Origin of the sequence: Planctomicrobium stercoris (genome assembly GCF_051465655.1) — a bacterium.
GTDB lineage: Bacteria > Planctomycetota > Planctomycetia > Planctomycetales > Planctomycetaceae > Planctomicrobium.
Genome location: NZ_CP195791.1, coordinates 2,743,417 through 2,769,353, shown reverse-complemented (window position 1 = coordinate 2,769,353; position 25,937 = coordinate 2,743,417). Strand labels below are relative to the sequence as shown.

Sequence of the window (25,937 nt, the reverse complement as noted above, 5' to 3'; positions counted from 1 at the left end):
GAACTGTTATTGCCGATGTCCGGCTTTCGATCACTCCGGAAGCAGGCATTGCAGGGCCCGCAGTTGTCCCAAGGCGGAAAGTTTTGCGACTTCGGCAGCAGGAACGATGGTGGTCTGCGCCGAAAGGCCGAGATGATCAAAGGCAATCCGATACGGGTCGTCCAGACCGGATGACACGGCCAGCAGGATCGCTCCGTATTGAACTCGATTCAGAGCAAGACTCTTCAGTTCACTGCCGATCAGCATGCCGCTCAGGAACGCTGCGGACTGCATCGCGTTTTCTTTGCGAAGCAACTGGCCGGTCCGCACCTGAAACAGGCTGCCGATCAACTCGCCCTGCTGGGCCAGATCCACTCCAGTCAGAAACGGTTCCTGCCACCGGGATGCATCAACGGGCGACTCCAGACCGGTGAACTTCATTTCGCCGTGTGGATTCCGTAGCGAGCTGTGACGGCAGATCAGTTGAAACAGTTCTCCAGTCAGGTAGGTCTGAAAGTCGACAATCGTTTCCTGCCGGACCCGCACATGCTTGGAATGCGTTCCGGGGAGCAACACCCAGACCTCTTCGGACTGGGCAAACACCTCTGGGGCCAGTGCCCTGAGTCCAATCAGTTCGGTCTCTTCCCCTCTCATCACGTCGCGCTCGCTGCTGCAGCCTGAGAACAGCAGGATGGGGCGTGAGTGTCGTGACGTCTCTTCGTCGAGGCGAACAAAATTCATGCTGCTGCCATCGAGAGCAAATGGCAGCGGAGCATACGGAAGTTCGCGCCAGCCGATCGAGGAACTGGCCATCCCGGAAATCACGACCGGCACCCCGTTGAGATCCTGATCAATCTTTGTGACGAGAGAGTTCACATGCCGGTCAAGGACGTCCCGAAAAATCGATTCGCCGCACTTGGCGACCTGTGATGACAGACCGGCGATCCCTTCTTCGCTCCGCTCTTCAGCCAGAATCGTCAGGTCCAGAGCATCAATCAACCGCAGCCGGAAATGAGTGGTTCCCCAGTCGCAGCTGAAAAAATAGCGCATCATATTGAAAGTAGAACCTTGCCTGAATCAAGCAGTTGAGCTGCACACGTGAAGTGTGCGGTTGTCGATTTTCGCGTTTCTTGAGTTCTTCAACGGGTTGCTACGGTAGAACCTTCAGCACGCTGTCCGCCACCTGCCGGGCCATTGCTTCATTTCCCTGGCCGTTGAAATGCACGCCATCCGGCGATTGCCACTCGGGATGATCTTTGACCAGCTCGAACAGATCATCGGTGACAATCTCCTGGCCCTTGGTGAGTTCATCAGCGAGTCGATTCCGCTCGATCACCCGGGCGGTCATTTCCTGCATCTTGCTGAGATCCGCGGTGTCACGCATGGGAGTGGTGGTCGTCCAGATGATTTTCGCCCCTTGCGAGTTCTCCTTGAGGAGCGTCAGCGTCTCTTTCAGCCCGTCCCGATACTGGTCTTCTGTGAAGCCCCAGCCGTGAAGTCCGTTGTTGAAGTGAATCGCTGCAAACTTGTACTGCTTGAGCAGCACCAGCAGGTCATCATTGAAGGTCGGATCCGAGACGCATTTGGACGTCGTCAGACGTGCGCAGTAGGCCTTCCCGGCGAGCTGGTTTTCCACCCCGCCGAAATATCCTCGCGTAATGGAATCTCCCACCAGAAGCACGCGCGGCAGCTCCTCTTTGTCTGCATCGGTGATCCAGATATCGATCCATTCAATGCGTTCCCGGGCCGGTTCACCAGCGAGCAGAAATGCGGATGTGATCAACAACAAAGAGGCGATGATGCCGTATTTCATGAGGAGCGATCCCGGTAGGTGAAAAAATCTCACAGATGTCGGACACACCCTGTCCCCGGGCCACAAGGCGACGGAGACCTTCTGAAAGCCTGTGGAGTATCCAGTCTCGCGGACCGGAGAGCAACCGCTGCTGGGCCGACACCCAGGCACATTGAGCGTCGGCATCACAGGCCGCGCTACTCAAGTCGCTGCTGCCAGGCAGCCAGTTGCTCGCGGACCCGGTCATGACCGCCGCTGCCATAGCTCACCAGTGCAGCTGCGGCGTTCTCAGCCCCCAGAATTTGATAAATGCTCTCTTCGACTTTCGGGGCGACCTGCTGAAGTTCGGCCAGTGAAAGATCGGCGAGGCGGCACTTGCGGCGTTCGCACTCCGCCACCAGCTTACCGACGATTTCATGACCGGTCCGCATGGGAGTTCCCTGCTTGATCAGGTACTCCATCAGCGCGGTCGCGTCGAGGAACCCTTCATCAATCCGGCTCTTGATCCGCTCACGGTTGAGCTCCGCATTTGCAACAATCGACGGTGCAACAGTCAGGCAGCTGCTGACGGTATCCAGCGCCACGAAAGCTGCCAGCTTGTCTTCCTGCAGATCGCGGTTGTACGCCATCGGCAGGCCTTTCATCAGCACGAACAGCTGCTGAGCTGCAGCAATGATCCGGGCCGACTTGCCGCGAATCAGTTCCAGCACGTCCGGATTTTTCTTCTGCGGCATGATTGAAGAGCCGGTCGTGTAGGCATCCGGAAGCTTGAGAAACCCAAATTCCGTCGTGCACCACAGGATCCACTCTTCCGCCCAGCCGCTCAGATGAACCGCAATTAGCGCCAGAGCCGAAGTGAACTCGGCCAGATAGTCGCGGTCACTGGAGATGTCCAGGCTGTTGGCAGCAGGGCCTGAAAAATTCAGGGCCTGAGCGGTGAATTCGCGATCGATGGGCAGTGTGGACCCCGCCAGTGCAGCCGCTCCCAGCGGGCAGACATTCACCCGCTTTCGACAGTCGGCGAGCCGATCCCGATCCCGCTGAAACTTCTCGCAATACGCCAGCCAGTAATGAACGGCATTCACCGGCTGGGCCCGCTGCAGATGCGTGTAACCGGGGAGCACCATGTCGATGTCGCGTTCACCGCGACTGACGAAGGCAACCTGCAGTTGCTTGAGCTGCTCATCCAGTTCATCAATGGCGTTGCGGATATACAGCTTGATGTCGGTGGAGACTTGATCGTTCCGTGAGCGGCCGGTATGCAGCTTGCGTCCGACATCTCCCAGCCGCTTGATGAGGGCGGACTCAATGTGCATATGGATGTCTTCCAGAGAAGACTTGTACTCCATCTCCCCCCGGCGGATTTCGCCAAGGATTTCGGTCAGGGCGGTGCAGATCTGCTCGCATTCGTCGGAAGTGATCAGGCCGACATGTGCCAGCATGCGTGCATGGGCCTGGGAGCCTTCCACATCCACCGTGGCCAGACGGGAATCGAAGGAAATGGATTCAGTGAACAATTCCACCTGAGCATCCGTCGGTTCAGTGAATCGTCCACCCCATGCTTTGTCTGCCACTGCTGCTCCTCTGACCTGACTAAAGACACACGTCCATCTGAATGCGGATGGTATCGCAAACAGGCCGGACGACGCACGCGAACACCCCGGAAATCCTGATCAGGAAATTCCGGCCCCGCGACCGAGAGAATGTGTATCCAGCTCGTCCCGAGTTTTCCAGAACTCGTCGATGGTGTTCATCGGACGGGTGACGTACTTGCCATCTTCCAGAGAAATCGTCTTGCCGGCCCGCTGGGCGATGATCTTTTCGATTCCGCCGGGAGTCAGCTGGCTGCGAGGAACTTTGATCGGCTGAAGTTGACTGGTTTTGCCCCGTGACTTGCCGCTGGTGGGGGTCGGCAGACAGGGAGGCTCACACGGAGTCGTTTCCGCCGGCAGGTAAATTGTGCCGTTCAGGAAGTCGACCGCAAACGCAATCACCCCGGGAATGAAGAAAAAGAGCAGCCCGATGCCGTCGAGTGCGACCACCTTCCAGTCCAGCCGACCGGCCGCCTGACCGCGTCGTTCCGGGTACAGCAGAGTGCCGCAACCGCTTAACGCAGAAGAGATTACAACTTGACATCCAGCCAGAATCCAGCAGCGGCGCGAGAACAGCATCGACGAAATACACTCCGGTTGGGTTCGCCCAGCGGCAGTGGAATACCGAAGATCGCCGTTTTTCGAAAGACCAGATTTTCTCTGCCTGGCTGGCCCCCGCGAGAATAGATCTATGGGGATTTGCGCGCGACATAGCACTCCAGCCACTCGTAGACTTTTTCCTTGGAAGCTCGTGAAATTTCATGTCCTTCGCCATGATTCAACATCCCTTGTCGAACGGGCACTCCCAGGAATCGCGAGACATCCTGACCCACTTTGATATAGGGCCAGGAGCGATTTCCGTCAGAACTTTCAGGGAGAGTTTCACCCCCCAGAACCAGAAACGGACGCGGGGCAATCAGGGCAATCAGCTCCTGATGATCGAGGGGAAAGTCAGGCTCGGTGACCCGGCTCCCCAGGTACCACGGTGCGTGCCAATTGGTTGAGTCCAGCGCGATGCCCCCTTCGCTGAAAACACCGGCACAGACTCGCTCATCAAAGGCCATCAGGTACAGGGTCTCTTTAGCCCCCAGCGAATGACCGCTTGCCCCGAGTCGCTGGGTATCGACCTCGGGGAGACTCTCAAGGAGATCCAGAGCCCGTTGTCCGTCAGACAGCATCGTCATCATCCCCAGGCTGTCGGGGTTTCTTCTTCGAGCAGCCTGAACCGCTTCATTCCGGTTGGATTCCTCCCACAGGAAGTTTTCCGGGCAAATCACCACGAACCCTCTGGCAGCGAGTTCGATTCCTGTGTTCGGATCCTGGGGACCCCCGAGTCCAGCCTCGGATTCAATCGTGTGATCGAGAGTCGAATGAAAAACAACCAGCCCCGGGAGTTTGCCTTCCGGCAGCGGATGAGGACGCAAAAGATACGCCCGCACGTTCCTGCCCGGTTCGACCTGATATTCGATCAACTCGCGCGTGGTGCCATCCAAGGTCTCCAGTTTCAGTGATTTCACCCCGAGCGAATCCGACCGTGCAGGACGGGGACCGAGAAACTTTTCCCAAGCCGTTCGGATTTCGCCTCTGGCTTTTTCCCACTCCTCCGGAGTGGTGAGTGGAGTTCCATTGGCCAATTCGAGCACATTGCGAAGCGGACGGGACGGGGACGGGATCCCATCTGGAACCTGCGTGACTGCATCCAACCAGGGAACATCTTCGGCGTTCACTGAAAGAAGTGTGAGGCTCTGCAGCATCATGCAGACGGCCGCACGGAACGCCCCTCGCCTCATCGTGGACAAAGTCGCTTTGAACTTGAAAATCGCTGATCGTGATTTCATCTGCCATGTCCCTTTATCGGTTCGAGGTGAGCAGGAAGTCTGTGGTCCTCGGCTACGGAATCGGTTCTCCCCGAGCGTTCACCGGTTCCAGAATTTCGCAGCGGTCTCCCAGCAATTGAACGAGGTGCGGGAGGTCGTAGGCACGGGCTGCGCCGTGGACACAATTGACGATCTGGTCCCTGGACAGCTTGGCTTCGATGATCGTCCGCCAGCTGGGGATGGCATGCAAGAGCGTCACATGGCCGAACAGATCAGGCTCAACGGCAGCTGCATGGAGGGCCGCCAGCGACAGTCGACCGTCCGCTAGCAGACTCAGCTTGCGTTCGTCGGTCGGAAGTGATTCATGCTGGAGGAACCAACGGGAGACCTGCAGAATTTCCTCACCCCGCAGTCCGATGAAGTTCCTGCCGAGCAGATACGCAGTGACGGTATACCGGGCGTCCGGACCGAAATCAGGCCGGTACCACGCCGCGTCCTTCGGTATGGACTTTCCAATTCCGCACAGATCGACCGAAAGGACCAGATGTCCCGCCTGTGCCTGACTCAGCGCTGTCGACTCCTGATCCGCAACCTTCCATTTCGATTCGTTTCCGCCGGGGAGCGTGCAGAGCAGGGGACCCTTCGTCGGCTTCTCGGGGCGGTATAAAAGTGCAGGTAATGTCAGCCCGTCGGCACAGGTCAGATTCCAGCGTTCGATCGTGATCGTGCCTTCCTTTGTTTCACTCACCTGACTGGCTTCGAGTGCGGGAAGACTCTCCAGCGAGCGAATGCCTGCAAGCTGGCGAACTTTCTGAATGCCATGTTCGGGATTAGCCCAGAGCTGATCTCTCGCAGCCTGAGTCTTTTCGAATTCTTCGACGTTGAGCTGAAATGCCGATTTCGCACCTGCCAGGAGCAGCACCTGTCCCTGGTCGGTGACCTGGAATTCCTTTTCCGTCAGCAACTGCAGCTTCGGCTCGTGAACTTCAACTTCCCGACCAGCCAGCCAGCGGCACATCCAGGCGACAGACGCTTCACGGAACGCCTGCTGCCAACCATGTTTCCCTTCTGCTTCAAAGAGTTCCACGTGATCCGGTGCCCCCAGACGCGTAAAGATCTCTCTGGCTTTGCGGAAGGAGTCCTTGGCTCCGTCAATGGAAAAGAAATCCTGCGTGGCGGCACAGATCAGGACAGGGCTGGGGGCCCGCATGATCAGGTAGTCCGCATGATCCATTCCCCATTCCAGCTGTCCGAAAATGTTCTGCTCCGCATCCTGCGGTCCGATGGTCGTGAGCAGCTTCTGGAACGAGGTGATGTAACAGGCAGGCGCTGCTGCCTGAATCCGATTATCCAGCGACATCAGATAAGCAGTCTGTGTTCCACCGCCACTGTTTCCCATACAGCCGATTTTCTCGGGAATGACATCGTCCCGCTCCTGCAGGTAATCAATGGCTCGCATGCCGTCCCAGATCTCGTTGCGGGCGGTGTTCTGCCCCAGCAGGATCGCCCCCAGTCCCAGCATGGAATGCCCGCTGGTGGTGTCGGTCCAGGCTGGGACGCCTTCGGGAGTGAGATGCTCGTAGCGCTCCCCCTGACAAACAGGATCGACAAGAAATGCAACCAAGCCATTCAGCGCCGCCAGTGCCGCGCCGGACTGATAAGCGTCCATCCCTTTGCCGTTGGCGGAATGGCCGCAAACGATCAGAACACCGGGGTACGGAGCCTGAAACTGACTCGATTGTGGAACGAAGCAAAGTCCGGTGACAAAGTGTCCCGGCTGACTTTCAAAAATGACCTTCTCCACCCGGTAACCGTCACGGGGGACAATGCCGGTCACTTTCGCATTCAGCTGCGTACGCTCCGGAAACCCGCCCAGCTTCTCGACAAATTGATCTCGCAACCGCTTCTGATAGGCTTCGATCTGTTCCGGTGTCTTCAGGGTCTTGTATTTCTCATCCCAGTTTTGAAAGCACTGACCGGCCTGCTTCAGCAGCCATTCCTCCATCAGCTTCGCCGATGAGCCACTGGCAGCAGACGACGGCTTCGAATCTGCAGCATTGCACTCAGGAGAGAGCACGGCCGCTAGATGAATCAGCAGTGCCAGGAAGATGCGGCGCATTCGAACTCCATAAAATCAGGCAGGAGGGGCGGATCAGCCTCATCGGTGGGATCTGGTCGATTTCAGTCTGGAACTTCTTCCCCTCCTGGCCGGGGGGGACGACGGGCCCCGGGGGAGGATCCTTTGGACCACAGCCGAACTGACTTATCGCCAATGATATCTCGAGTGAGACACAAAATAACAGCCAGATCTTTGCGATGCACTTCATCAGTTGCCTTTTCCCGTTGAAGTCGACCTTTGAACGTCCTTGTATCCGCGAATGAGTTCTCGTGGCGAAGGTGACGGACCGTCAGCAGGGGGAAGCCGTGCAGTCGGCGCAGCCCGCGATTGCCATGAGCAGCGGTATCAGTCCCGTCTCACCATTTACCATTCACCAGGGACCTGGTTGGAAGCGCGCTGGGCAAGAATCTTAAAGAGATCGAAATCGATGCTTTGGCTGGCGAATCGAACGGAGCCGTCACAGACAAGCACGTGTGCCCCCCCGGCATGAATGGATTGAATCGGCTTGTTGGTTTCACCGCCGGCCGAATCCGGTGTCGTATTGCCGATCCCCAGCGCGCGATCGGTCGTATAAATTTTGTGATTCAGTGGGTAGCGAATGGTGGTCATGTTATACGTCTGATTGCCCGCCCAGGTGGTGGCTTCCCCGGGTGTTCCATTGCCGTTGCAGCTGGCCACAATGCTGAAAACACCTCCCGAACGCATCTCCGATGGAGTCTTATTGCTGTCGTAACCAAAATCAGACTGCTCACCCATCATAATGGTGTTGCTGGTCCCGTCGGTGATCTCGGCTAGCTTGACCGCTTTATTCGGTGGGAGCACTCCATTTCCATTGACCAGTCCACGTTCCACCGAAATGGCTCGGGAATCCACCACACCTGCAATTCCTGCATAGGTCGGTTGAGGAGCATTCGCGAGCTGTGCAGGAGCTTTGGAAAAGCGGGGACAGGGGGTTGAGGGGCAAAAAAAGAGCTCGGAACGAAGGCTGGCCATCAGATTCTGATTCGTCGCACTGTCCTGAGCGGTGGCGATAAACTGATATTTGCTGAAGATGATTGTCTGCTCGATAAAGGGAAGGAGATTCAGCCAGAACGAACTGATGTTCGTCTGGAGTGTTGTCCCGATTCCGCCCGGTGGGAGGATGCGGTGAACATCAACGTAATTATGAAACGCCAGTCCAAGCTGTTTGAGATTATTCTTGCATTGACTGCGGCGAGCCGCTTCACGTGCTTGCTGCACTGCCGGAAGCAACAACGCGATCAATACGGCGATGATGGCGATCACGACCAGCAACTCAATCAATGTGAAGCCCCGAACTTGGACAGCTCGAGCCTGAGAGGAAGTATTCACAAAGACGCTCCTGAACTGATGAAATGGAAATGGTGAAAGTGAGCGAGAAACCAGATCTTTCAGCGAAAAAGAAGGATGCGGGCCTGGTCCAGCGACTTTTCCCCGGACACGCCGAAGTAGAACGAAACAGTTTTGCGATCATCGGACAACCGGACTTCGTCTTCATCCAGTTCCAGCTCGCGGAAGGCTTCGGTCTCATAGGCCGTTGCGGCCAGACCAAACAGAGAATCCGTGGAGTTCAGTGATTCCGCCCCCACAAGAACCGCAGCAATGGGCGAGTCGAACGTCACCGCGCCACGGGGAGCAAAGGTCGTCCACTCATCCGGATCGTAATGCACGAGATAGCTGCTCACGGACGTTCCTGCCGGGATTCGGACGGGGCCAGACAAGCCCTCGACAGAGATTTCCTTCTCAATGATGACGTGCTGGCGTTCCGGAACGACGAGCATGTGGTTGGTCGTCGTGACCGCTTGTCCCTGAAGTGAAGGAGGAAGTTCCGCCACAGTGCGCAGAGCTCCATCAATCTTCTGAATCTTTCCCCGAGCCTTCTCGACGCGTTCGAACGTTCCGGAAGCAAAGTTGATTTCACGGATCTGAGGTTGGCGCTCGGGAATCTGCGCGGACCGCTTTGCAGTCAGATCCAGAACCCGAAGAACATTGCCGAGGGGACTCAACAGGCTGGCCTGAACTTTCCCCTGCAGAACGTGAACTTCCGTTCCTTTGGCAGGCTGGTACTCGACCGAGAACTCAGTCCCGTAGTCAATCACCTGACTGTTCGGCGTGGCAACCGTAAAGCCTTCACCTCCCGGGGCCACCAGCACATGCACAGAACCTCGCTTGAGTTCCAGCGTCTGATTGGCCTGGAGTCGAATTGTTACCGGAGCAATCAAGTCGACTGCCACATGCGGCAATTCCAGACTGACAATCCCATGATTGACCGTATACCACTCGTTTTCGCGGACGATCTGTCCGAGTTCGATGGATGCAGCAGCGTCCAACCGGGCATCGCTCGTCAGATGTGCCACGGTGCCGACCTGCGGAGAAAGCTTTGCCGGAGAAATTGCGATCCAGGCTCCGAATCCAACCGCGAGAAGCAATCCCGTTGCCATCAATGACATATTCAGCCATCGACGACGGCCTTCCGCATGCGCCTGGGAGACGAGAATGCGGTCCATGGCGAACTCCGCCTGCCGGGCCGACGAACGTTCTACCGACTGGTTCATCAAGTCTGCATGAAAGCCGATTCGCTCCACGTAGGCCTGCAGGCAGCCCAGATCGCCTGTGATCAGGCTTTCGATCCGCTGCATGGTGTGCGCGCTGACGTGCCGATCGAAAACGGCATCCGCCAGTTGTCGGACCTCATCAATGTTTGACCGTTGCTCGCCGCTCACGTTAATAACCCTTCCCGAGAGTGCGTTCGATACAGTCTGTCAGTCGTTTCCGTAGCCGCTTCAGACGGGTGTAAACGGTTTCGACGTTATCCCGCTGCGCACGGGCGATTGCGGCAATGGGGACCGAGCTGCAGTAACAGTCGTCCAGAAACTTTCGATCCCGCTCGCTGAGCTTGGCCACACACTCATAGAGCAGTTCCCGGCGCAGCTCCATCAACTCGGCAGCTGCGGATCGAACATGTTCAATCCGCAACATCGCATAGTCGCTCAGTCCACTGGTGCGGCGGCGCTGTTTGCGAACAAAATTCTTAGCGACAAGAAATGCAATCGAGCAGGCCCACTTCCGGAAATTGGTCCCCGGCTCGAATTCATCGAACTGCTTCCAGAGCAAGACGCAGACTTCCTGAATGACGTCGTCCGCGTCAGTTCGATTGCCCACAATCACCAGAGCAGAGGCATAGGCTTCTGAATAGGCTCCAGCGAGATAACGAAGAAACTCCGCCTGCCGGGCAGGGTCATCCTCCGCATCTTCCACGCTCGACGATGATGAATCGTTCGTTTCCATTGCCCCCAACACTGCATCGGCTGATACAGCCCCGACGGCTTCGGCCCGGAAGTCGAATCAGCGGCGCAAGATCACGTTCTCAGACAGTTATGTCCCGCACGTGGCACTTCCGTCCAAGAAATTTTCAGAACAAACTGAGAGAGGCAGCGGGCGACGTCACAAGAAACCATCACATAAAGAGTTGCAATTACGTCATTTTTTTCGAAAGCGAGAATCACGCAGCCGGCGCCGCAACCATCCCCCGACTAAGGGAGGCGGAATGTTCCGATGAGTGCGGCAGTTCACGCCCCGGACAACGTAAGGCCATCAGCACACTGATCAGCCTGCCAGCGGGAGAGATTGGTGATCGGTTGAGGTGGTCTCCAGCTGCTGAACGAGATCGCGGATCAGGCGTTCCACCTGAATCCTCTCCGCCTGCCAGCTTTCGCGTTCCGCCTGACACGCAGACTCACGTCGCGAGAGTTCTTCCAGCTGCTGGCTGAACATCGCTTCACGTTCCTGCACCCAGGCCTCACGCGACTCGATCCAGCTTGAGAGTCGCACGATTTCCGAACGCTGCTGTTGTTGCTGTTCCGTCAGCAACCGTCGACTCTCTTCGACCTCGACGATCTGCGTGGAGAGAATATTCACCACCTGTTGCAGATGGGTTTCCGGAGTGCCTGCCTCGATTGAACCGGGAAGCTGTCGCAGCAACTCGTTCACTTCTTGGAGTACGCGGGTCACTTCAGCACGCTGATCGGCGAGCCGCTCCAGTTCCTGTTCGACCCGCGACTGCCAGCTGAGCTGTGTCTGTACTTCTTCTTGACGAATCTCCGCGGTTCTGGTCCGCTCCAGCAGGAGATTTTCCCGCTGCTGACGCAACTGCTCTTCGGTCTGCTGGCGTTGCTGCTGAAAGACCTGCTGTTCGTCAGCCAGGCAACGTTCACGTTGGGTCAGCAATTCGCGGAACTTGCGCATCTGCGAGAGTCGCAGTCGAATCGAGGTTTCCACCTGTTCGATCCAGATTCGCTGCTGTTGTTCCTGCCACTCCATCTCGGCGCGTTGAGCCGATAGATCGCGCCGCGTGCGGTCGAGGTGGTCTTCGTGCAGTCGGAACCGCTTCTGGAGATCGATCTCACGCTGCTGGATCTCCCGTTCACGCAGGTCCAGGCTGGAGAGCCGTTCCCGGCTGATTTCTTCGAGTGCCTCGAGGTGCTGCCGCTTTTCTTCTTTACGATGCTCCGTCCACTGGCGGTTGACCCGTTCCTGCTCGGCCCGCTGCTGCTGCAGATCGGCTTTGAGAGATTCGATCCGCGCCAGTTCCACATCACGGTCGGCGAGCCAGCCTGCCCGCTCCGCAGCGTGTGCTTCCTGCATTGAAATCTTGAGAGATTCCAGAGCAGCACGTTCCTGCTCCATCTCTCGAGAGAAGTCTGTTCGCAGCTGTTCGACTTCATCCCAGGCCCCGGCTCGTTCTGCTTCGATGACCTGCCGCAGCTGGGCCTGCTCGGCCTGAAACGCGGTGCGGGCTTCTTCCAGCTGCCGCTGAGCCTGAGCCTGTTCTTCCTGAAGCTTCTGGCGGAAGCTCTCACGCTCTTCGTGCCAGGTCTGCTGTTCTTTGAGAAGTTCGTTCTGCCGACTTTCGAGTTCGCGCTGGGCCGCCGCTTTCTCTTCGAGCTGCTGCTGCCGAAAGAGATCCCGTTCGGTCTGCAGCGACTGGAAGCGACGCTCGAAGTCTTCTTCCTGCTGCCGGAGAATCAGGACGCGCTGCCGCAGCGTCTCTTCGCCTTCAGCAATCTGCTCGGCCTGCAACTGCAGTTCGCAGCGACTGAGTGCGACTTGGTCCTGCGCCGCCTTCAGGCCACGCTTGGCAATCAGCTGCTGTTCATGCAGGGCGTTCGCCTGTGCGTTGAGCTGTTGCTCACGGCGATCGAGCTCGGCCAGCTGCAGTTGCAGATGCGTGACAAACCGCGCCGCCTGTGAGAGACGGTCCAGTTCCTGATCGGACTCCGATCCTCGGGAAGCCAGCTGAGCCTGCATGGGAAATCCTTTTCCCTGGAGGAGAGAATTGTCATTTCTCAATGGTCATTCGTCATTTGTCATGAGTAGGCGGCGCTCTCCAAATGACAAATGACTACTGACCAATGACAAATCGCGATTTCTTAGCCGATGTGCTTGTCGAGCAGAGCAGCGATGCGATCCTGCGGCTGCAGCCCCAGAATGCGGTCGACCGGCTTACCCCCTTTGAACACAATCAGCGTCGGGATGCTGTTGATCTGATAGTTGATGGCAGCCTGACGGTTGTCATCGGTGTTCAGCTTACCCACTTTGACCTTGCCAACGTACTTCTCAGCCAGCGCTTCGATGGTCGGGGTCAGCATTTTGCAGGGACCGCACCAGGGAGCCCAGAAGTCAACCAGCACAGGCTGATCGCTGCTGAGCACATCGTCTTGAAAAGTGGCGTCACTGAACTCCTGAAGATTCCCAGCCATCGCAGTTTCCTCGTTTTTCCTTGAAATCAATCTCACCAACGCACATCGTCGGGAAGTGCGAAATTATAAGATCGACTTCAGGGTGTCAACGGCTTTGGCTGTCGACTTGAAGCCGCAAGTGTTTTCTTCACAACATGTTGCCTAAACCTGCCGCTGGCGTGGACACTTTTCTTTTCGAGGTTTCAATAGCGTACGACCCGGCGAATCACCAGCCAGGCTGCAATGCCAAGCAGCGCGTTTGCGATCCACATAGCGAATTCCGGAGGCACCAGACCCTTTTTGGCCTGAGTCGTGATCCCCAGGAGTAACGGGTAATACCCGCACACGATCGGAACAAAGCAGAGGAGAAAACTCGTCAGATACTGACTTTTTCCGAACCGCATCGAGAACGGGGCTCCCAGCAGGACGAAGAAGAAGCAGCTGCAGGCCATGGAGTAGCGATTGTGAATCTCGGTGTTCAAGCGGAAGGAGCGTTTGCGTTCGCGCCCCATATCGACCATGCGGCTCCCACACTTTTTCGCCAGACTCGAGAAGTCTGCGACCGTCAGTGCGAAGCACGCTTCCAGCGCGGTCAACTGCTTTTGCCGCTCACGCTCGGTTTCAATCTTCTTGAGTTCTTCCTGAATGACAGCGACCGGCATATCCCGGGGATTCTGCCGCTCTTTCACGTTGTCCCAGCGGATGAGTTCTGTCCGCTCGGTGAACCGTCCGCGAGCCTGACCGGGAATGTCGATCCAGGCATTCTTGGCCCGGATCGCCAGGGTCTGAGCCTTCGTATCCAGTTCAATTTGAGCCTCTTCAGCCTGCAGAGTGCAGATTCGCTGCCCTTTGGTGTACCGGAAGGTCGGGCGGGTCAGGACGTTTCCATTGACACTTTCCACCGTCACCAGCAGCCCGTGCTTGGGATCGCTGAAGTGATGCTCCGTCCGCAGACGCTCAAGGAAAATGTCTTCCATGAACGAAATGATGTGCTGCTCGATCTTGAGCATGGACCAGGGAATCACCTGATCTGTCAGAAACAGTGCCCCCAGGCTCAGGACTGCACCGAGGGCGAAGGAAGGCCACATCAGCGAAAGCGGATGAATCCCGGCTGCTTTGGCGGCGATCACTTCCTGATCCCCCGTGAGCCGGCCGTAGACAGCACTGACTGTCAGCAGCAACGCTGCCGGAATGGTGAACGGAAGCATGCTCGGGACGATATACGGAATGATCGTCAGGGCCTGTCCGGCACCGAGCCCACTCTGGGTCGCCTGCTGAAAGACCCCCACGAAGACCAGCAGCACCGTGATACAGAACAGCACAAACGTAAACACCCGAAACACTTCGGCAAAGATGTAGCGTTGCAGAAGTGGGAGTTTCAGCCACATCGGGCAGGCCTGCGGTCAGCTGATTCGGGGGAGTTTCGGTACGGGTTCCGGTTTCAGACCGGCGTTATGGGAAATCTTCCGAAACTCGTCAATACGTGTTCCTTCGGTCAAGTGACGATGCCGGCTCGCTGGACGGAAGTCCGTTCCGTCCAGAGCAGAATCCGTGAACCCAAAGGAACACCCCCAGGCAAATCAATCCCGTTGCGTTACCAGATGATGTTCACGTTCCGGCTGACTGGGCCGGGCGTGTACCACGGACGGCGGTAGCTGTAGTACGGAAACCGGGCGTGCTCGCCGCCAGCGGGACCGGTGTCCATCCGGACCGGGTAGGACGGTCCGGTCGAAAAGCTGTTGTACTGAGGAAATCCGTAAGGAGCGTTCGGATTGAAAGGGACAAGCGCCCCTGAGTTGTCGTAGTAGTAGGTCGCTCCCTGAGACGGATAGGGCGGGCTGCTGAAGGATGTGTTCGGAGCGACGGCATTTCCCTGACTTGGAACAGGGACATACTGGCCGGGTGAAGTGCCATGACTCGGGACAACCGAAGGAGTCGCCACCGGCTGGGGAACGGGCATCTGTGGCGCCGGAGCACTCGGAACCGACTGCGGAATCGACTCAACTGCCGGAGCAGGGGAATTGACTTCCGGAACCGGGAGCAGCGGCTGGCTCTTCAGCCCGGGGGCTGGGGGAAGGGGAGGAACCGGGAGCGGATTGGGATCGGGAACAACGCTGTTTCCATCGGTGCTCGGAGCGGGCGGAATCAGCGGGTCGGCAGCGTGCAGCATCTCGGCACCGGCCAGCATCAGAACTCCCACGGAAGCGTAACGGGACAGCATTGGCAAACTCCTTGTCGCGTGAATGTCTTGAATGAAAGGGTTCCCGGACGACGCATCTCTCTGCGTGACGACGACCCGATCCTGAGGAGGGAATTTGCCGGGAAGCATCCGGGCGGGGTGATTCCACTGTTCCGGCGAGCTGGGACCGCTGCAATCTTGTCTGCTGGCGGTGGCCCCGGGCGAATTCGCTCCACGTTTCCGACGGTATTGATCCCGGCAGACCGTTGAGCAGAACAGCTTGAATCAATTTCAGAAAAAGGAAGAAAGAAGAGGCCGCCCGGGGTGGCTGTAGCGAAATTTCAATCAGGTGGACATTTCTCGACGGAAAAATCGTCAAATGGCTGAAGATCGATCCAATCTGAGGAGAACCTTTTCGTATCCTGCCGATGTAAGACTTGGAAAAATGCCGCTGCGCCACTGTCAGCTGTGGGGTGAGGTTCTGGCATTTCACGGATCGGTGAGTTCCGCAGAGACCGGATCAAGGAATCGACGTGATGAAGAATCGACTTTGGGCGATCCTGGGGCTCGGTGTCTTGACAGGAAGCGTGCAGGCACAGGATGCCGCCTACATTCCTCAGGCCACACAGGATGTGGGATACGGCGGAGCCTACAACGGTCCGGGGTCCGTCGGGCACAGCGAACCTCTGTTCCGCTATGACGATCAGGAACGGTGGAAGCACGGCTGGATTCAGAACATGCCGTACTACGAGGGATTTCACTCCTTCCGCCCGTACAATTACCACCATGTCTTCAGTCAGGCCCAGACGTCGGCCGGCTGGGGAATGCCGGCCACGATGCCTTACTCTCAGCAGTTCTGGCATCGCTATGAGAAAATGACAGATCTCTCACGCGGAGATCATTCGCCTGTTGCTCCGTATGTTCCGCCCCCGAAGGAGTGGGATCACTATCCCAAGCCGCTCCGCCCGGGGACGTACATGCCTCCGGAACCGGCGGAACCGATGCCACAGCCTGGAGGACCGGTGGGGGGACTCGAAAACGGCACGTCGTACGCGCCGCCGCAACGAATTCCTTCTGCCATCCTTCCAGCACAAGCCACTTCCTGGGACGGTGTGATACCGGGGAGCGCCACCCCGCTGTACGCCCCCTTTTAGGAAGCTGTCGACTGCCGCAGCCACAGAGTCACTGGGTGGAACTCCTCCGTGTGAACAATGAGACTGCATGCGTCGCCGACGTTGAAGGTGCGAACGATTGCCGAAGCCTGTACGGATTTCTCAGATTCAATCTCGACAGCCGTCCCCGGTTTCACAATCATCGCGAAGTCCCCGAGGACGACATTGAAGTACGGGCCACATTGAAGAGTTCATCCTTGATTTTGGCTGATGCAGCCAAGTGTTCCGAGCGGAAAGATTTGTGGCGCTACCATGGCAAACCTGGAAGTGCGTCGGATTGCGGAACTTGACTGCCATCTGATCACAAGTGAGTCGACACCGCTCCTGAATGTGATTCTCTGCCACGGTTTTGGAGCTCCGGGAGACGACCTGGTTCCGATCGGCGCGCAGTTGCTGCAGGAGTTTCCGGATCTCCTGGACAAGGTGCAGTTCATCTTCCCATCAGGCCCGATTTCGCTGGACCCCCTAGGAATTCCCGGAGGGCGGGCGTGGTGGCCGCTCGACATGGACCGCCTGACGCGGACGGTTCAGGAACGCGACTTCCATGCATTCAGAAAACACGTGCCACCCGAACTCCCTGCCGCACGTGACAAACTTCTGGCACTGGTGAATGAGGTGTGCGAAGAGACCGGTCTGGAGACCAACCGCGTCGTGCTGGGAGGGTTTTCGCAGGGGGCGATGATCAGCACTGATGTCGCCCTCCGCCTTCCTACCCCTCCAGCCGGTTTGATCGTCTGGTCGGGCTCACTGCTCAGTGAAGAAGACTGGAACGCACGGAATCATCAGTTGAAGGATGTTCCGGTCATTCAGAGTCATGGACGCGAAGACCCCATTCTCCCCTACGAAGCCGCCATCTGGTTGAGAGATCTGTTCCTCACCGGAGCAGCCAAGCTGGACTTCTTTGGATTTCGAGGCCCGCACACCATTCCGCGAGAAGCCGTTAACGCCACCGGCCAACTTCTGGAGCGACTGCTCGGGATCATCGAGTAATTTCCCGGCTACCCGGTCCGCGTCCACTCGATTAACAACCGGCGGAACGTGGTTTCAAAAGCGCGAAACGAAAAGCGTTCTTCCGCTTGCCGCCGGGCGGCAAGTGCCATCGACCAGCGACGTGCCGGATCCTGCAGCGATTCGATGGCCGCCGCAAACTGTTCGATCGATTCACAGAGGAAGCCTGTTTCTCCGGCGACAATCTGTTCGCAGAATCCGCCCCGGTGATCCACGATCGGAATGCACTCAGCGCGCATCGCTTCGGCCACGGTTCTTCCGAACGATTCAGTCAGCGTAGGGTGATGGTAAAGTAGCGCGTGCCACTGGCGCAAATGACGTCGGGCATCCCAGCCTGCCGGGAAAAATCGAGCCTTGCCATGACAGGCTTTCATCAGAGCCCCCTGCATGTCAGCCGGACATCCGACGAACTCCCAGTTGACCTGCGGAAACCGGTCGGCGAGCTCTGAGTAAAACGGGACGCACGCTGTCGGCCATTTCTGTCGACGTGGGGTACAGAGGCGACCGATGGTGAGGACATCATCGAAATGCCGCGTCTCAGCAGCATGGTGTTCCTCAAGCAAAGGGGGGTACGGGACTGGCTGCCGCAGGACCGGAAACTGCGTCGTGTAGCGACTCGCAAGCCACCGGGAACAGGCGACAGTCCTGTCAGCCTCTGCAGGGAAACAAGCGGAATGCAGGTATTGCAACGTCAGGCAACTTCGAATCTTGCCCGCGTGAGACGCTGAGGTGTTGTGTAAGATGACCAGGTCAGGACGGAATCGGTCCAACTGCACATCGTCCACCTGGCGAATCTGCGAGACCTCGACCGGGGCAAACCGTTCGATGGTTTCGGGAGTTGGGCGGCCCAGAAAAAGAACGACGTGCTCATACTGCCGGAGCGCCCGCGTGATCGACCAGGCGCAGGCAGCGGTCCCGCCGCAGATGTTTCCGACGTTACAAATCTGAACCAGCCGCATCAGTTGTCTCCGCGAGTGGTCGAAGAACCGGAAGACGGACCGGCAATGTCGAGATTCCACTTCTGACGGAATCGATCGCAGTCACGCCGCCATTCAAAGGATCTGGAAGTCAACCGCCGGGTTGAGCGGTGCTTCAGGTGCTCAACAGGAAGATCCTCAACAACTGTCAGCGAACCTCGACATCGCTGCAGCAGGCGGAGCTGCAGATCGGTGTCTGAAAAGTAGAGCCGGAAGCGTTCATCAAATTCACCGGCAGCAAAGAAATCCGCTCTTCGGATCGCCAGACACCAACCGGCGAGCAACTTCTGCCGTCGATCGGCCAGCCATCGCTCGACGCGCCATTGGCAGCCTGTCATCAGGCAAGGGCTGCAGGACAGTGGCTGCACAAGTTGCCTGAGCCAGGCGCGATGTGAAAGGGTATCGTTATTCAGAAAGACGAGAATCCGTCCGGACGCGAGTTTTGCGCCTGCGTTCCATGCGGCCGTAATCCCTTTTCGCCTGGGAAGTCTCAGGAGCGTCACATTTCCGGCAAGGTGCTCGCGGACACGAGTCCGGTGCGGGGCAGGGCTGCCGTCATCAACGATCAGAATTTCGATCGGAAAGGGATGGACCTGTTGAAGTGTGCGGACGGCGGCGACGGTGCATTCGCTTTGACCATGCTGGGGAATGATCACCGAGAGCTCGGTCACAGAGGGCTCGCAGACTGAATCAGGGAGAGGAGAGGTTCGCACACCCGCGATACTTCAGATCATTCAGTTGCGCCGGTCCGGAGTCGGCAGTGAGAGAGATTCTTCCCGCGGATGCAAGATGGCCGGGAAATTTTATTTCCAGAGAATGCAAGTCGATCCATAGACAGGGTTTGGAAACCTGATATCCAATGGAGTGAGGGTTGCTTTGCGGGAGAAAGCTGTTTCCGCCACAATACGCCGGAGCGGCCGGAAGAACAGTTGGACTTTCTCCGGAAATAACTGCAAGATCGAAGCTTGTGACACACGGAAACATGCAGGGCAGTCCCTGTGACTCCGGCTTCGAAAAGTGTTACCCTGTGAAGTCTGGAACAGATTGAGAGACTGCAATCTGTTCAGCGAAATGAGAGAGCATGCCTCCGAGGAAGAAAACGAAATCCGTGTGGTCACTGCCTCCGACGCATGCGGATGCGATGCGCGAAGTCCTGGGATATCTCAATTTCTCAAGCGGCAATTCCGAGCCCGTCTTTCTCAAGAACCTGAGCTCGATCTGGGCGATCCTTCCTCAGTCGGAGAACCGGCGCGAACTGCTCCGGCAGGCCCTGCAGACTTCTCTGGATGAACTCAGCGCGACGCAACCGGCATTCAACGACTGCCAGCAGGCACGAACCGTCATCGATCTGGGTCTCGATCGACTCTATCACGCCTACCGCGACTATCACTCCGATCTCCTCTTTCATCTGAAGGACGAGGATTTCGACCATCCCTATTTTTATGCCGTCCTGCTGGAGGCAATTCTCGGCCAGGGAAGCACCTGGGATGAACCGGAACTGATCATCGGCGGAGCCTTGCAGCACCTGAACGACTATGTCGGATATCGACCGGTCGCGGTGCTGGAGAATGGTCGCCGCATGGAGGTCTACCCCCACGAGAAGCTGCGGCCGATCCCGATCTATCATTCCGGCGCGGGCGTGGCTGCGGGGCGATATCACGACCTCATTGAACAGACGTTTGCCTTCTTCAAGATGGCTCCGCAGGACATTCTCCACGACGCCTATTTCGAACTCGACCGGCTCGAAGAACTGGCGATCGATCAGCGTTCGTACGATCACCTGCACCCCGTCAACAAGCGGACAAACTATCTCTTCGGCGAATGGGATCCGCATCGCATCGATAACCGGGGCTATTACCGACGCTTCATCATCCGGCAGATCATCCTCGACTCTCTGCAGGACTGGATTGATGACAAGAAGAGTCGAACGTCCCGTGCGGAAAGACTCTTTGACGCCGCTGCGGCATTGTGCGGAACAATGCTCATGGCCAGTTCCGTCAGCGGGGCAGGGCCGTCGACACATGATTCGACCATTTCGCTGACGTCACTGCTGCCAATTGTGGCCCGCAGACGGGATGACTTTTATGCCCGCGTCATGCAGAACGCCACAGGAGACCGACTGGAACGGCTGATCAAAGAAGAAAAGAAAACGCAGCAGCCGTTCGGACACGTTCGTCAATATCTCAACATGCGACTGGCTGGCTATGGCGCCCGGCAGGTGCAGCATCGCGAACTCGCTCACTTGTACGCAGTGATGGGCTATCCGGAAGCAAGCCGGGAGCAGGCACTCGCCATTCCTGCTGCCAGCATCCGCATGGAGACCGAGATCGAATGCATTGTCTCCACCGCACGGCAACGCCTGAACCTGGGCGATGTCCCTGCTGCATTCGCAGAGCTGAAGCGGGTTCCTGATCTGCTCCGCAGAGGAGTCAACTGCGGGGCACTGGTCGACCCGTGGAACATCCTCGGCTTTCAGGGACAGTTCCCGCTCTTCTCCTCTCGTGAAGATGCCATTCCGGATAACCGCGTCGAAACTCTGATGGCTTTGATGGAAGACATCTTCAACGCTTTCGCACTCTGCCTGAGCGAAGCCGCCGCACAGGGACTCAATTCCTTGCGGGAAGAAATTTCGCTCAAGCATCAGGCTCTGGCGGAATGGTGGGACCGCTACGGTAGCGACGTCATTGAAGATCTGCCTGACGTCTCCGGACAGGACAGCTGGGAAGCAGCGACTCACGTTTCCAGTGTGCTCGCGGAATGGCGGGGTGCAGGCGAGGCAGCGGGCGACATCACCTTCTGGCGTGACCACGTCGAGAAGTTCCAGTCGGCACAGTCCTACGCACTGGTTGTCGATGCCCTGTTGCAGAAGGGGGATCACGTCGCCGCGATGGGGCTGCTGATGCACTGGCTCAGCCAGCTGGAAGAAGTGGGAATTGAATGTCCCCAGCATTCCATTTTCTCGCTCCTGATCCGCTGGATCAAACTGGTCGCTGCCGACGTCTCTTCGGGTGATTCGCTGGTCGCGTTCCGACGCATGTTCGACTTCCTCGAAGCGAACGCCGAAGAGTGGTGGACCGTTCCGCGACTGGGCGCTCCTGAAGACTCTTCACCGACCGCAATGACCGACGGCCTGGAGTTCGGGCCGGGGGCGGAAGGTCCCGAAGAATCCAGCGACGAAGAAGACATCTTCGGAGCGGCCTACGATGACATGGTCTTCCGGGACAGCGCCGAGGATGGCAACTGGGGAGACACCGCCGACGGCGATAACGGGTTCCGTAATACCGAGTTCGAAGCGATTAATCGCGAACTGGAACCCCGTCTGAAATTCCTGAATGCCGTCGGCCAGATGTGGCAGATGGCCTCTGCCCGCTTCGCTGCGGAACTGCATCGCGGCAGCCCGAACTGGACCAGCGACAGCCGTGCGGTTGAATCCATCGTCAACTGGCATCGTCAGGCGCAGCGGTGGCAGATCGACCTGGCGGAGTTGATGGAGAACGTCTGGGATTTCGAAATCTCGGAGTCGACTGGCGATCATGATGCGAACGTCGAATACGATATTCAACTGCAGGTGAAATGGTTCCTGCTGCACCAGATCATCAGCACGCTGATCTGTCTGCGAAACGCCGAGCGCCTGCTGAACGGCACGATTCCCGAAGGGGTCGATGCCCCACGAGGGACTGATCAGGACCGGCAACTGGCGCGGCTCTATCGAGGCGTTGTTCAGCGGGACGTCAGCATGGTCCGGGAACTGCTTCCCAGCCTGCTGAGTCGACTGGCCCGAAACCCGCTGCTGTATGTGCCGCTCGAAAATGGGGGCGAACCGGGGCAGATCCTCCGTACTCAGGCTCTGCAGTCGGTCATTCGCTTCCTGCTTCGCGAACTTCCCCGTCTGGGGATGTTCCGTGAAACGTGGCACACGCTCTTCACCGCATTTCGCATGGAACGCAAGTATCGCCCCAAAGGTCAGGCGATCACCGAATTCGACAGGCTCTTTGCCATCGCGCTGCGAAGTACACTGGAATCGCTGATTCACAGTGCGCGCGGCTGGTCCGATCAGGAACTGGATACCGAAGAGCTGATTGAAGCCCTGGGACAGGTGATCGATCCCTATCAATGGCTGTGGCTGGAACACAGTCGCACCATGCGGATCTCCGCTGTGGACGGGGTCCGGAAGACCGCCGAGTGGGATGAGATCAGCGACTTCATCAAGCGGTACGGCAACGATCTCTTTCACGCCAGCCAGCTCACGCTGGGGAACGTGCGGGCGATCCTGCATAACGGCGTCGACTGGTTCCTCGACTATATGGAAGAGGAGCAGGATCCACTCAAGCCGATTCGTCTGCTGGAGGATCTCGATTCCGGTGCGATTGACCGCGATGACGCGGAATGGAGCCTCGAAACGATCTATTCGATCATCGTGGACCGCTTTGACCGCTTCCTCGAATACAACACCACAACCACACAGTCCGATTACGGCGAAATGATCTTCAGCCTGCTCGACTTCCTGCGGCTGGAGGCTCTTTACGACCGGGATGCCTGGAACCTGACACCTCAGGTGATCGTTCACGAGGTTCTGGTCCGTGAAGGTCTCATGGAAGCAGCGGAGCTGCGCGAAGCCGCCTTTGAGATTCAGACCTCGGAACTCGCGGATCACCATCTGGCAGATCTTCAGCGACTCCAGCGTCGATACGGCATGCGGATGCCGACCATCGCGGACCATCTGAAAGAACGATTCGTGAAGCCGCTGGCGGTCAACCGGATCGTCTCACTGGTTTCACAGGCAGTGGCCGACGCCCGTGCGGGAAAACAGCAGGAGTCGTCCTCGTTCCAGGTTCTGCGGGAAGAGGTCGATGAATATCTTCAGGACAGCTGGGGTTCGGGGATCGACGTTCCGGACTGGCTGCGATCACTGGAACGGGAAGTATTCGCGGCCGCCCATCCAGACGAAGGGGGCCGCCCCAGCATGGAAGCGGAACTCGATGTGAAGCCGCTGCAGGTCTCGCGGGAAGAGTTTCAGCGGCAGGCCCGAACGTGGCGCGACAGCATCGTCGGAGACGAGCGTTCAACGAAAAAAGGGGCGGGCGATGAATCCGGAGACGATCTGGAAGGGGATAACGACGAGATCGAAAGCTAGCGAGGGTCACAGAAGACCGCTGCGGCGTCGATCCTGATGGCCATTCGCAGCAACTTCCAGTTTTGCAGCGACATCGTCCGTTTCAATGAAGGTGCTCGCCCGATTTTTTCGGACCTGTTAAGATTATTCGGCAGCATCGCAATTCCATCCAGCTGAACTTCGATGACCACAGGAGACAACGGCAGCGTGAACGAACCAATGGCAAAAGACGCTGCTGACGTGGAAGCTCAGGCGATCCAGGGACTCGCGGTGGCGTACTCCCGGATGCGGGCCGAGATTGGCAAGGTGATCATTGGTCAGGATGAAGTTGTCGATCAGATCCTGATCGCTCTCTTCAGCCGCGGCCACTGTTTGCTGGTGGGAGTGCCGGGGCTGGCGAAGACCCTGCTGGTGAGCACGATCTCGCGAATCCTGCAGCTCTCCTTCCGTCGCATTCAGTTCACGCCGGACCTGATGCCCTCGGACATTACCGGAACGGACGTCCTTCAGGATGACCCCGAAACAGGCCGGCGCGTCTTCCAGTTCATGCAGGGACCGCTGTTCACTCACGTTCTGCTCGCGGACGAAATCAACCGGACTCCGCCGAAGACGCAGGCAGCACTGCTGGAAGCGATGCAGGAACGGCATGTGACGGTTGGCTCGAACACGTACCGGCTTCCCAGCCCGTTCTTCGTTCTGGCGACTCAGAACCCGATTGAACAGGAAGGGACCTACCCACTGCCGGAAGCGCAGCTGGACCGTTTCATGTTCAACACGGTGGTGAAGTATCCGACGGCCGCTGAGGAGCTCCGCATTCTCAAACAGACGACCGGAAGTCAGGAACCGGACCTGAAACCGGCTCTGACTGGTGCCCAGATCCTGGCGCTGCAGGAAGTGGTGCGGAAAGTTCCGGTGGCCGAGCACGCGTTTGTTTATGCCCGTGATCTGGTCCGTGCCACGCGCCCGGATGAACCCGACGCCCCGCCGTACATCAAAAAATATCTGTCGTGGGGAGCGGGTCCTCGAGCAGGGCAGTATCTGATTCTCGGAGCCAAAGCGCGCGCCATTCTAGAAGGCCGTTTCCACGTCACTACCGACGATATCCGGTCGGTCGCGCTGCCTGTTCTGCGTCATCGCATTCTCACCACCTTCCAGGCGGATAGCGATAACATCACTCCGGATCAGGTGATCGAGAAGTTGATCCAGATCGTTCCGTCTGCAATCCCGGAGAAGGGGAAGAAGCCTCGGGCGGATGGCTGAAAAACGCGACCGCTCGAAGTCGGTGCGAACCTTCGCGGAAGGTAATGCCGGATCAGATCGAGTTCATCAACTCTTCAGGTGACGGGCAAAGACGTTCTGAACCTGTTCCCACATCTCCGGGGAAAGGACGTGCCCCGCTTCGGGCTGAATGAAACTGCTGAAGTTCCCCGACGCGTTCTCCCGGTCGTATGCTGCCGCAATCCGCTTCAAACCTGCCTCTGCTTCCGGGAGCGGACTTCCGGCGTCTTTCCCGCCGAGATTCAGATGCAGAGCGCGGGGCGCGGTCAGTGCTGCAATCTCGGGAGTGTCTCCATACTCAAAGAAACCGGGGACGAAATTCGGGAAACAGTGCAGCAGTTTCTCCCGGTGAATCCCCTCGTACGTCGGAAGGCAGCAGTTGCCGACCACGCACTTCAATCGCGGCTCCCAGGTGCCGACCATCCACGCGTGGGTCGATCCCATCGAGTGGCCATAGCACCCGAGCTTGTCGGATCGAACTTCCGGCCGAGCCGAAATGAAATCGACTGCCCGGCGCATGTCGAGAATGTTTTTCCAGGCCATGCATTTCCCAGCGACGACGTAGCGCAGGAATTCAAACCGCTCGAAGTTGCCGTCCTTCAACTTGCCTGTTGGGTCCTGTCGTTCCTCAAAGCAGAGTGCGTCCGGACACAGCACGACATACCCCAGTCGGGCGAGGGCAACGCCCGTATGGTGCATTGGATCACCCGCCAGTCCCGCGGGTTCGGACTTCCCCAGATGCCATTGGCCGGCATGCTGATGCCAGACACAGATGCCGGGAGCCGGGGACTCGGCAGTGACTCCATCGGGAATCAGAAGAATGGCCGGGACGCGGTCTTCTGGCTCCGTCAGATAGTCGACCCATTCCAGTCGGTAACCCTCTTTCTGTTCGGTCTTCAGCGTGCGCGATTGCAGTTCACACGGTTCCGGCCATTCCCCACCCAGGCAGTTCAGGAGTTGCTCTCGAATCGCCATCCTCTCTCCGGGGGCGTTTGAATTCTCCGGGTCGGCCGCCAGTGACGGTAATGCAGAAGCCACCACAGACGATGTCGCCATGGATGTCAGGAAGGTCCGCCGGTTCGTGTGCTGCATGGGATTTCCGCCAGGAGTGAGTCTCTCAGTGCATGGTCCTGCACCTGAGTTCTAGTGGAATCA

General features: G+C 57.9%; 20 protein-coding genes. 4 read left to right on the top strand and 16 right to left on the bottom strand.

Annotation, left to right across the window (positions count from 1 at the left end; translation table 11 throughout):
- Window positions 1–30 precede the first annotated feature (30 nt).
- From SH661x_RS11325 to SH661x_RS11265, 13 genes are all read right to left on the bottom strand, one after another.
- Window positions 31–1,032 (bottom strand): 2-dehydro-3-deoxygalactonokinase, encoded by a 1,002-nt coding sequence (locus SH661x_RS11325; RefSeq protein WP_437231021.1) that lies wholly within the window; start codon window positions 1,030–1,032, stop codon window positions 31–33.
- Window positions 1,033–1,129: 97 nt separating this feature from the next.
- The gene (locus tag SH661x_RS11320; protein ID WP_437231019.1) at window positions 1,130–1,792 is read right to left on the bottom strand and encodes an SGNH/GDSL hydrolase family protein; all 663 of its coding nucleotides are present in this window, start codon (window positions 1,790–1,792) and stop codon (window positions 1,130–1,132) included.
- Window positions 1,793–1,968: 176 nt separating this feature from the next.
- Window positions 1,969–3,345 carry an argininosuccinate lyase gene (gene argH / locus SH661x_RS11315; RefSeq protein ID WP_437231017.1) on the bottom strand — a complete coding sequence of 459 codons (1,377 nt, stop codon included), beginning with the start codon at window positions 3,343–3,345 and terminating at the stop codon, window positions 1,969–1,971.
- Between the two features lie 99 nt (window positions 3,346–3,444).
- Window positions 3,445–3,942 carry a hypothetical protein gene (locus tag SH661x_RS11310; RefSeq protein WP_437231015.1) on the bottom strand — a complete coding sequence of 166 codons (498 nt, stop codon included), beginning with the start codon at window positions 3,940–3,942 and terminating at the stop codon, window positions 3,445–3,447.
- 110 nt (window positions 3,943–4,052) lie between these two features.
- Complete coding sequence (locus SH661x_RS11305) at window positions 4,053–5,201, bottom strand: alpha/beta hydrolase family protein (protein ID WP_437231013.1); 1,149 nt, start codon at window positions 5,199–5,201, stop codon at window positions 4,053–4,055.
- Window positions 5,202–5,253: 52 nt separating this feature from the next.
- A complete protein-coding gene (locus tag SH661x_RS11300; RefSeq protein ID WP_437231011.1) occupies window positions 5,254–7,299 on the bottom strand; it encodes an alpha/beta hydrolase family protein in 2,046 nt (681 codons plus the stop codon).
- Between the two features lie 363 nt (window positions 7,300–7,662).
- Entirely contained in the window at window positions 7,663–8,649 is a 987-nt protein-coding gene (locus tag SH661x_RS11295) for a DUF1559 family PulG-like putative transporter (RefSeq protein WP_437231009.1), read from the bottom strand.
- A gap of 59 nt (window positions 8,650–8,708) precedes the next feature.
- Entirely contained in the window at window positions 8,709–10,040 is a 1,332-nt protein-coding gene (locus SH661x_RS11290; RefSeq protein ID WP_437231007.1) for a FecR family protein, read from the bottom strand.
- 1 nt (window position 10,041) lies between these two features.
- Complete coding sequence (locus SH661x_RS11285) at window positions 10,042–10,605, bottom strand: sigma-70 family RNA polymerase sigma factor (RefSeq protein ID WP_437231005.1); 564 nt, start codon at window positions 10,603–10,605, stop codon at window positions 10,042–10,044.
- A 318-nt stretch (window positions 10,606–10,923) separates the two neighbouring features.
- On the bottom strand, window positions 10,924–12,624 hold the full coding sequence (locus SH661x_RS11280; RefSeq protein ID WP_437231003.1) for a hypothetical protein: 1,701 nt from the start codon (window positions 12,622–12,624) through the stop codon (window positions 10,924–10,926).
- 122 nt (window positions 12,625–12,746) lie between these two features.
- Window positions 12,747–13,076: a thioredoxin gene (gene trxA / locus SH661x_RS11275; protein ID WP_437231001.1), complete on the bottom strand. Its 330-nt coding sequence runs from the start codon at window positions 13,074–13,076 to the stop codon at window positions 12,747–12,749.
- Between the two features lie 182 nt (window positions 13,077–13,258).
- Window positions 13,259–14,443, bottom strand: coding sequence for an LptF/LptG family permease (locus SH661x_RS11270; RefSeq protein ID WP_437230999.1), 1,185 nt, complete (start codon window positions 14,441–14,443; stop codon window positions 13,259–13,261).
- 206 nt (window positions 14,444–14,649) lie between these two features.
- Window positions 14,650–15,276 (bottom strand): hypothetical protein, encoded by a 627-nt coding sequence (locus SH661x_RS11265; RefSeq protein WP_437230998.1) that lies wholly within the window; start codon window positions 15,274–15,276, stop codon window positions 14,650–14,652.
- A 494-nt stretch (window positions 15,277–15,770) separates the two neighbouring features.
- Here SH661x_RS11265 and SH661x_RS11260 point away from each other — a divergent pair, with 494 nt between their 5' ends.
- Both SH661x_RS11260 and SH661x_RS11255 read left to right on the top strand, forming a co-directional pair.
- Window positions 15,771–16,388, top strand: a complete 618-nt coding sequence (locus tag SH661x_RS11260) for a hypothetical protein (protein WP_437230996.1) — start codon at window positions 15,771–15,773, stop codon at window positions 16,386–16,388.
- Between the two features lie 270 nt (window positions 16,389–16,658).
- Entirely contained in the window at window positions 16,659–17,396 is a 738-nt protein-coding gene (locus SH661x_RS11255) for an alpha/beta hydrolase (RefSeq protein WP_437230994.1), read from the top strand.
- Between the two features lie 8 nt (window positions 17,397–17,404).
- Here the strand turns inward: SH661x_RS11255 and SH661x_RS11250 are convergent, their stop codons facing one another.
- Window positions 17,405–18,373 (bottom strand): glycosyltransferase family 4 protein, encoded by a 969-nt coding sequence (locus tag SH661x_RS11250; protein WP_437230992.1) that lies wholly within the window; start codon window positions 18,371–18,373, stop codon window positions 17,405–17,407.
- Entirely contained in the window at window positions 18,373–19,062 is a 690-nt protein-coding gene (locus SH661x_RS11245) for a glycosyltransferase family 2 protein (RefSeq protein ID WP_437230990.1), read from the bottom strand. The genes SH661x_RS11250 and SH661x_RS11245 overlap by 1 nt, the downstream gene beginning before the upstream one ends.
- A 437-nt stretch (window positions 19,063–19,499) precedes the next feature.
- Here SH661x_RS11245 and SH661x_RS11240 point away from each other — a divergent pair, with 437 nt between their 5' ends.
- Window positions 19,500–23,525 (top strand): hypothetical protein, encoded by a 4,026-nt coding sequence (locus SH661x_RS11240; RefSeq protein ID WP_437230988.1) that lies wholly within the window; start codon window positions 19,500–19,502, stop codon window positions 23,523–23,525.
- Window positions 23,526–23,687: 162 nt separating this feature from the next.
- Window positions 23,688–24,764: an AAA family ATPase gene (locus SH661x_RS11235; RefSeq protein ID WP_437230986.1), complete on the top strand. Its 1,077-nt coding sequence runs from the start codon at window positions 23,688–23,690 to the stop codon at window positions 24,762–24,764.
- 66 nt (window positions 24,765–24,830) lie between these two features.
- Here the strand turns inward: SH661x_RS11235 and SH661x_RS11230 are convergent, their stop codons facing one another.
- Window positions 24,831–25,874, bottom strand: a complete 1,044-nt coding sequence (locus SH661x_RS11230) for a dienelactone hydrolase family protein (RefSeq protein WP_437230984.1) — start codon at window positions 25,872–25,874, stop codon at window positions 24,831–24,833.
- Between the last annotated feature and the right edge of the window lie 63 nt (window positions 25,875–25,937).

Excerpts from the sequence above, each read along its gene's own strand:
- SH661x_RS11325 (WP_437231021.1), bottom strand. The coding sequence starts at position 1,032 with ATGATGCGCTATTTTTTCAGCTGCGACTGGGGAACCACTCATTTCCGG.
- SH661x_RS11320 (WP_437231019.1), bottom strand. The coding sequence starts at position 1,792 with ATGAAATACGGCATCATCGCCTCTTTGTTGTTGATCACATCCGCATTT.
- SH661x_RS11310 (WP_437231015.1), bottom strand. The coding sequence starts at position 3,942 with ATGCTGTTCTCGCGCCGCTGCTGGATTCTGGCTGGATGTCAAGTTGTA.
- SH661x_RS11305 (WP_437231013.1), bottom strand. The coding sequence starts at position 5,201 with ATGAAATCACGATCAGCGATTTTCAAGTTCAAAGCGACTTTGTCCACG.
- SH661x_RS11300 (WP_437231011.1), bottom strand. The coding sequence starts at position 7,299 with ATGCGCCGCATCTTCCTGGCACTGCTGATTCATCTAGCGGCCGTGCTC.
- SH661x_RS11285 (WP_437231005.1), bottom strand. The coding sequence starts at position 10,605 with ATGGAAACGAACGATTCATCATCGTCGAGCGTGGAAGATGCGGAGGAT.
- SH661x_RS11280 (WP_437231003.1), bottom strand. The coding sequence starts at position 12,624 with ATGCAGGCTCAGCTGGCTTCCCGAGGATCGGAGTCCGATCAGGAACTG.
- trxA (WP_437231001.1), bottom strand. The coding sequence starts at position 13,076 with ATGGCTGGGAATCTTCAGGAGTTCAGTGACGCCACTTTTCAAGACGAT.
- SH661x_RS11270 (WP_437230999.1), bottom strand. The coding sequence starts at position 14,443 with ATGTGGCTGAAACTCCCACTTCTGCAACGCTACATCTTTGCCGAAGTG.
- SH661x_RS11265 (WP_437230998.1), bottom strand. The coding sequence starts at position 15,276 with ATGCTGTCCCGTTACGCTTCCGTGGGAGTTCTGATGCTGGCCGGTGCC.
- SH661x_RS11260 (WP_437230996.1), top strand. The coding sequence starts at position 15,771 with ATGAAGAATCGACTTTGGGCGATCCTGGGGCTCGGTGTCTTGACAGGA.
- SH661x_RS11255 (WP_437230994.1), top strand. The coding sequence starts at position 16,659 with ATGGCAAACCTGGAAGTGCGTCGGATTGCGGAACTTGACTGCCATCTG.
- SH661x_RS11250 (WP_437230992.1), bottom strand. The coding sequence starts at position 18,373 with ATGCGGCTGGTTCAGATTTGTAACGTCGGAAACATCTGCGGCGGGACC.
- SH661x_RS11235 (WP_437230986.1), top strand. The coding sequence starts at position 23,688 with ATGACCACAGGAGACAACGGCAGCGTGAACGAACCAATGGCAAAAGAC.
- SH661x_RS11230 (WP_437230984.1), bottom strand. The coding sequence starts at position 25,874 with ATGCAGCACACGAACCGGCGGACCTTCCTGACATCCATGGCGACATCG.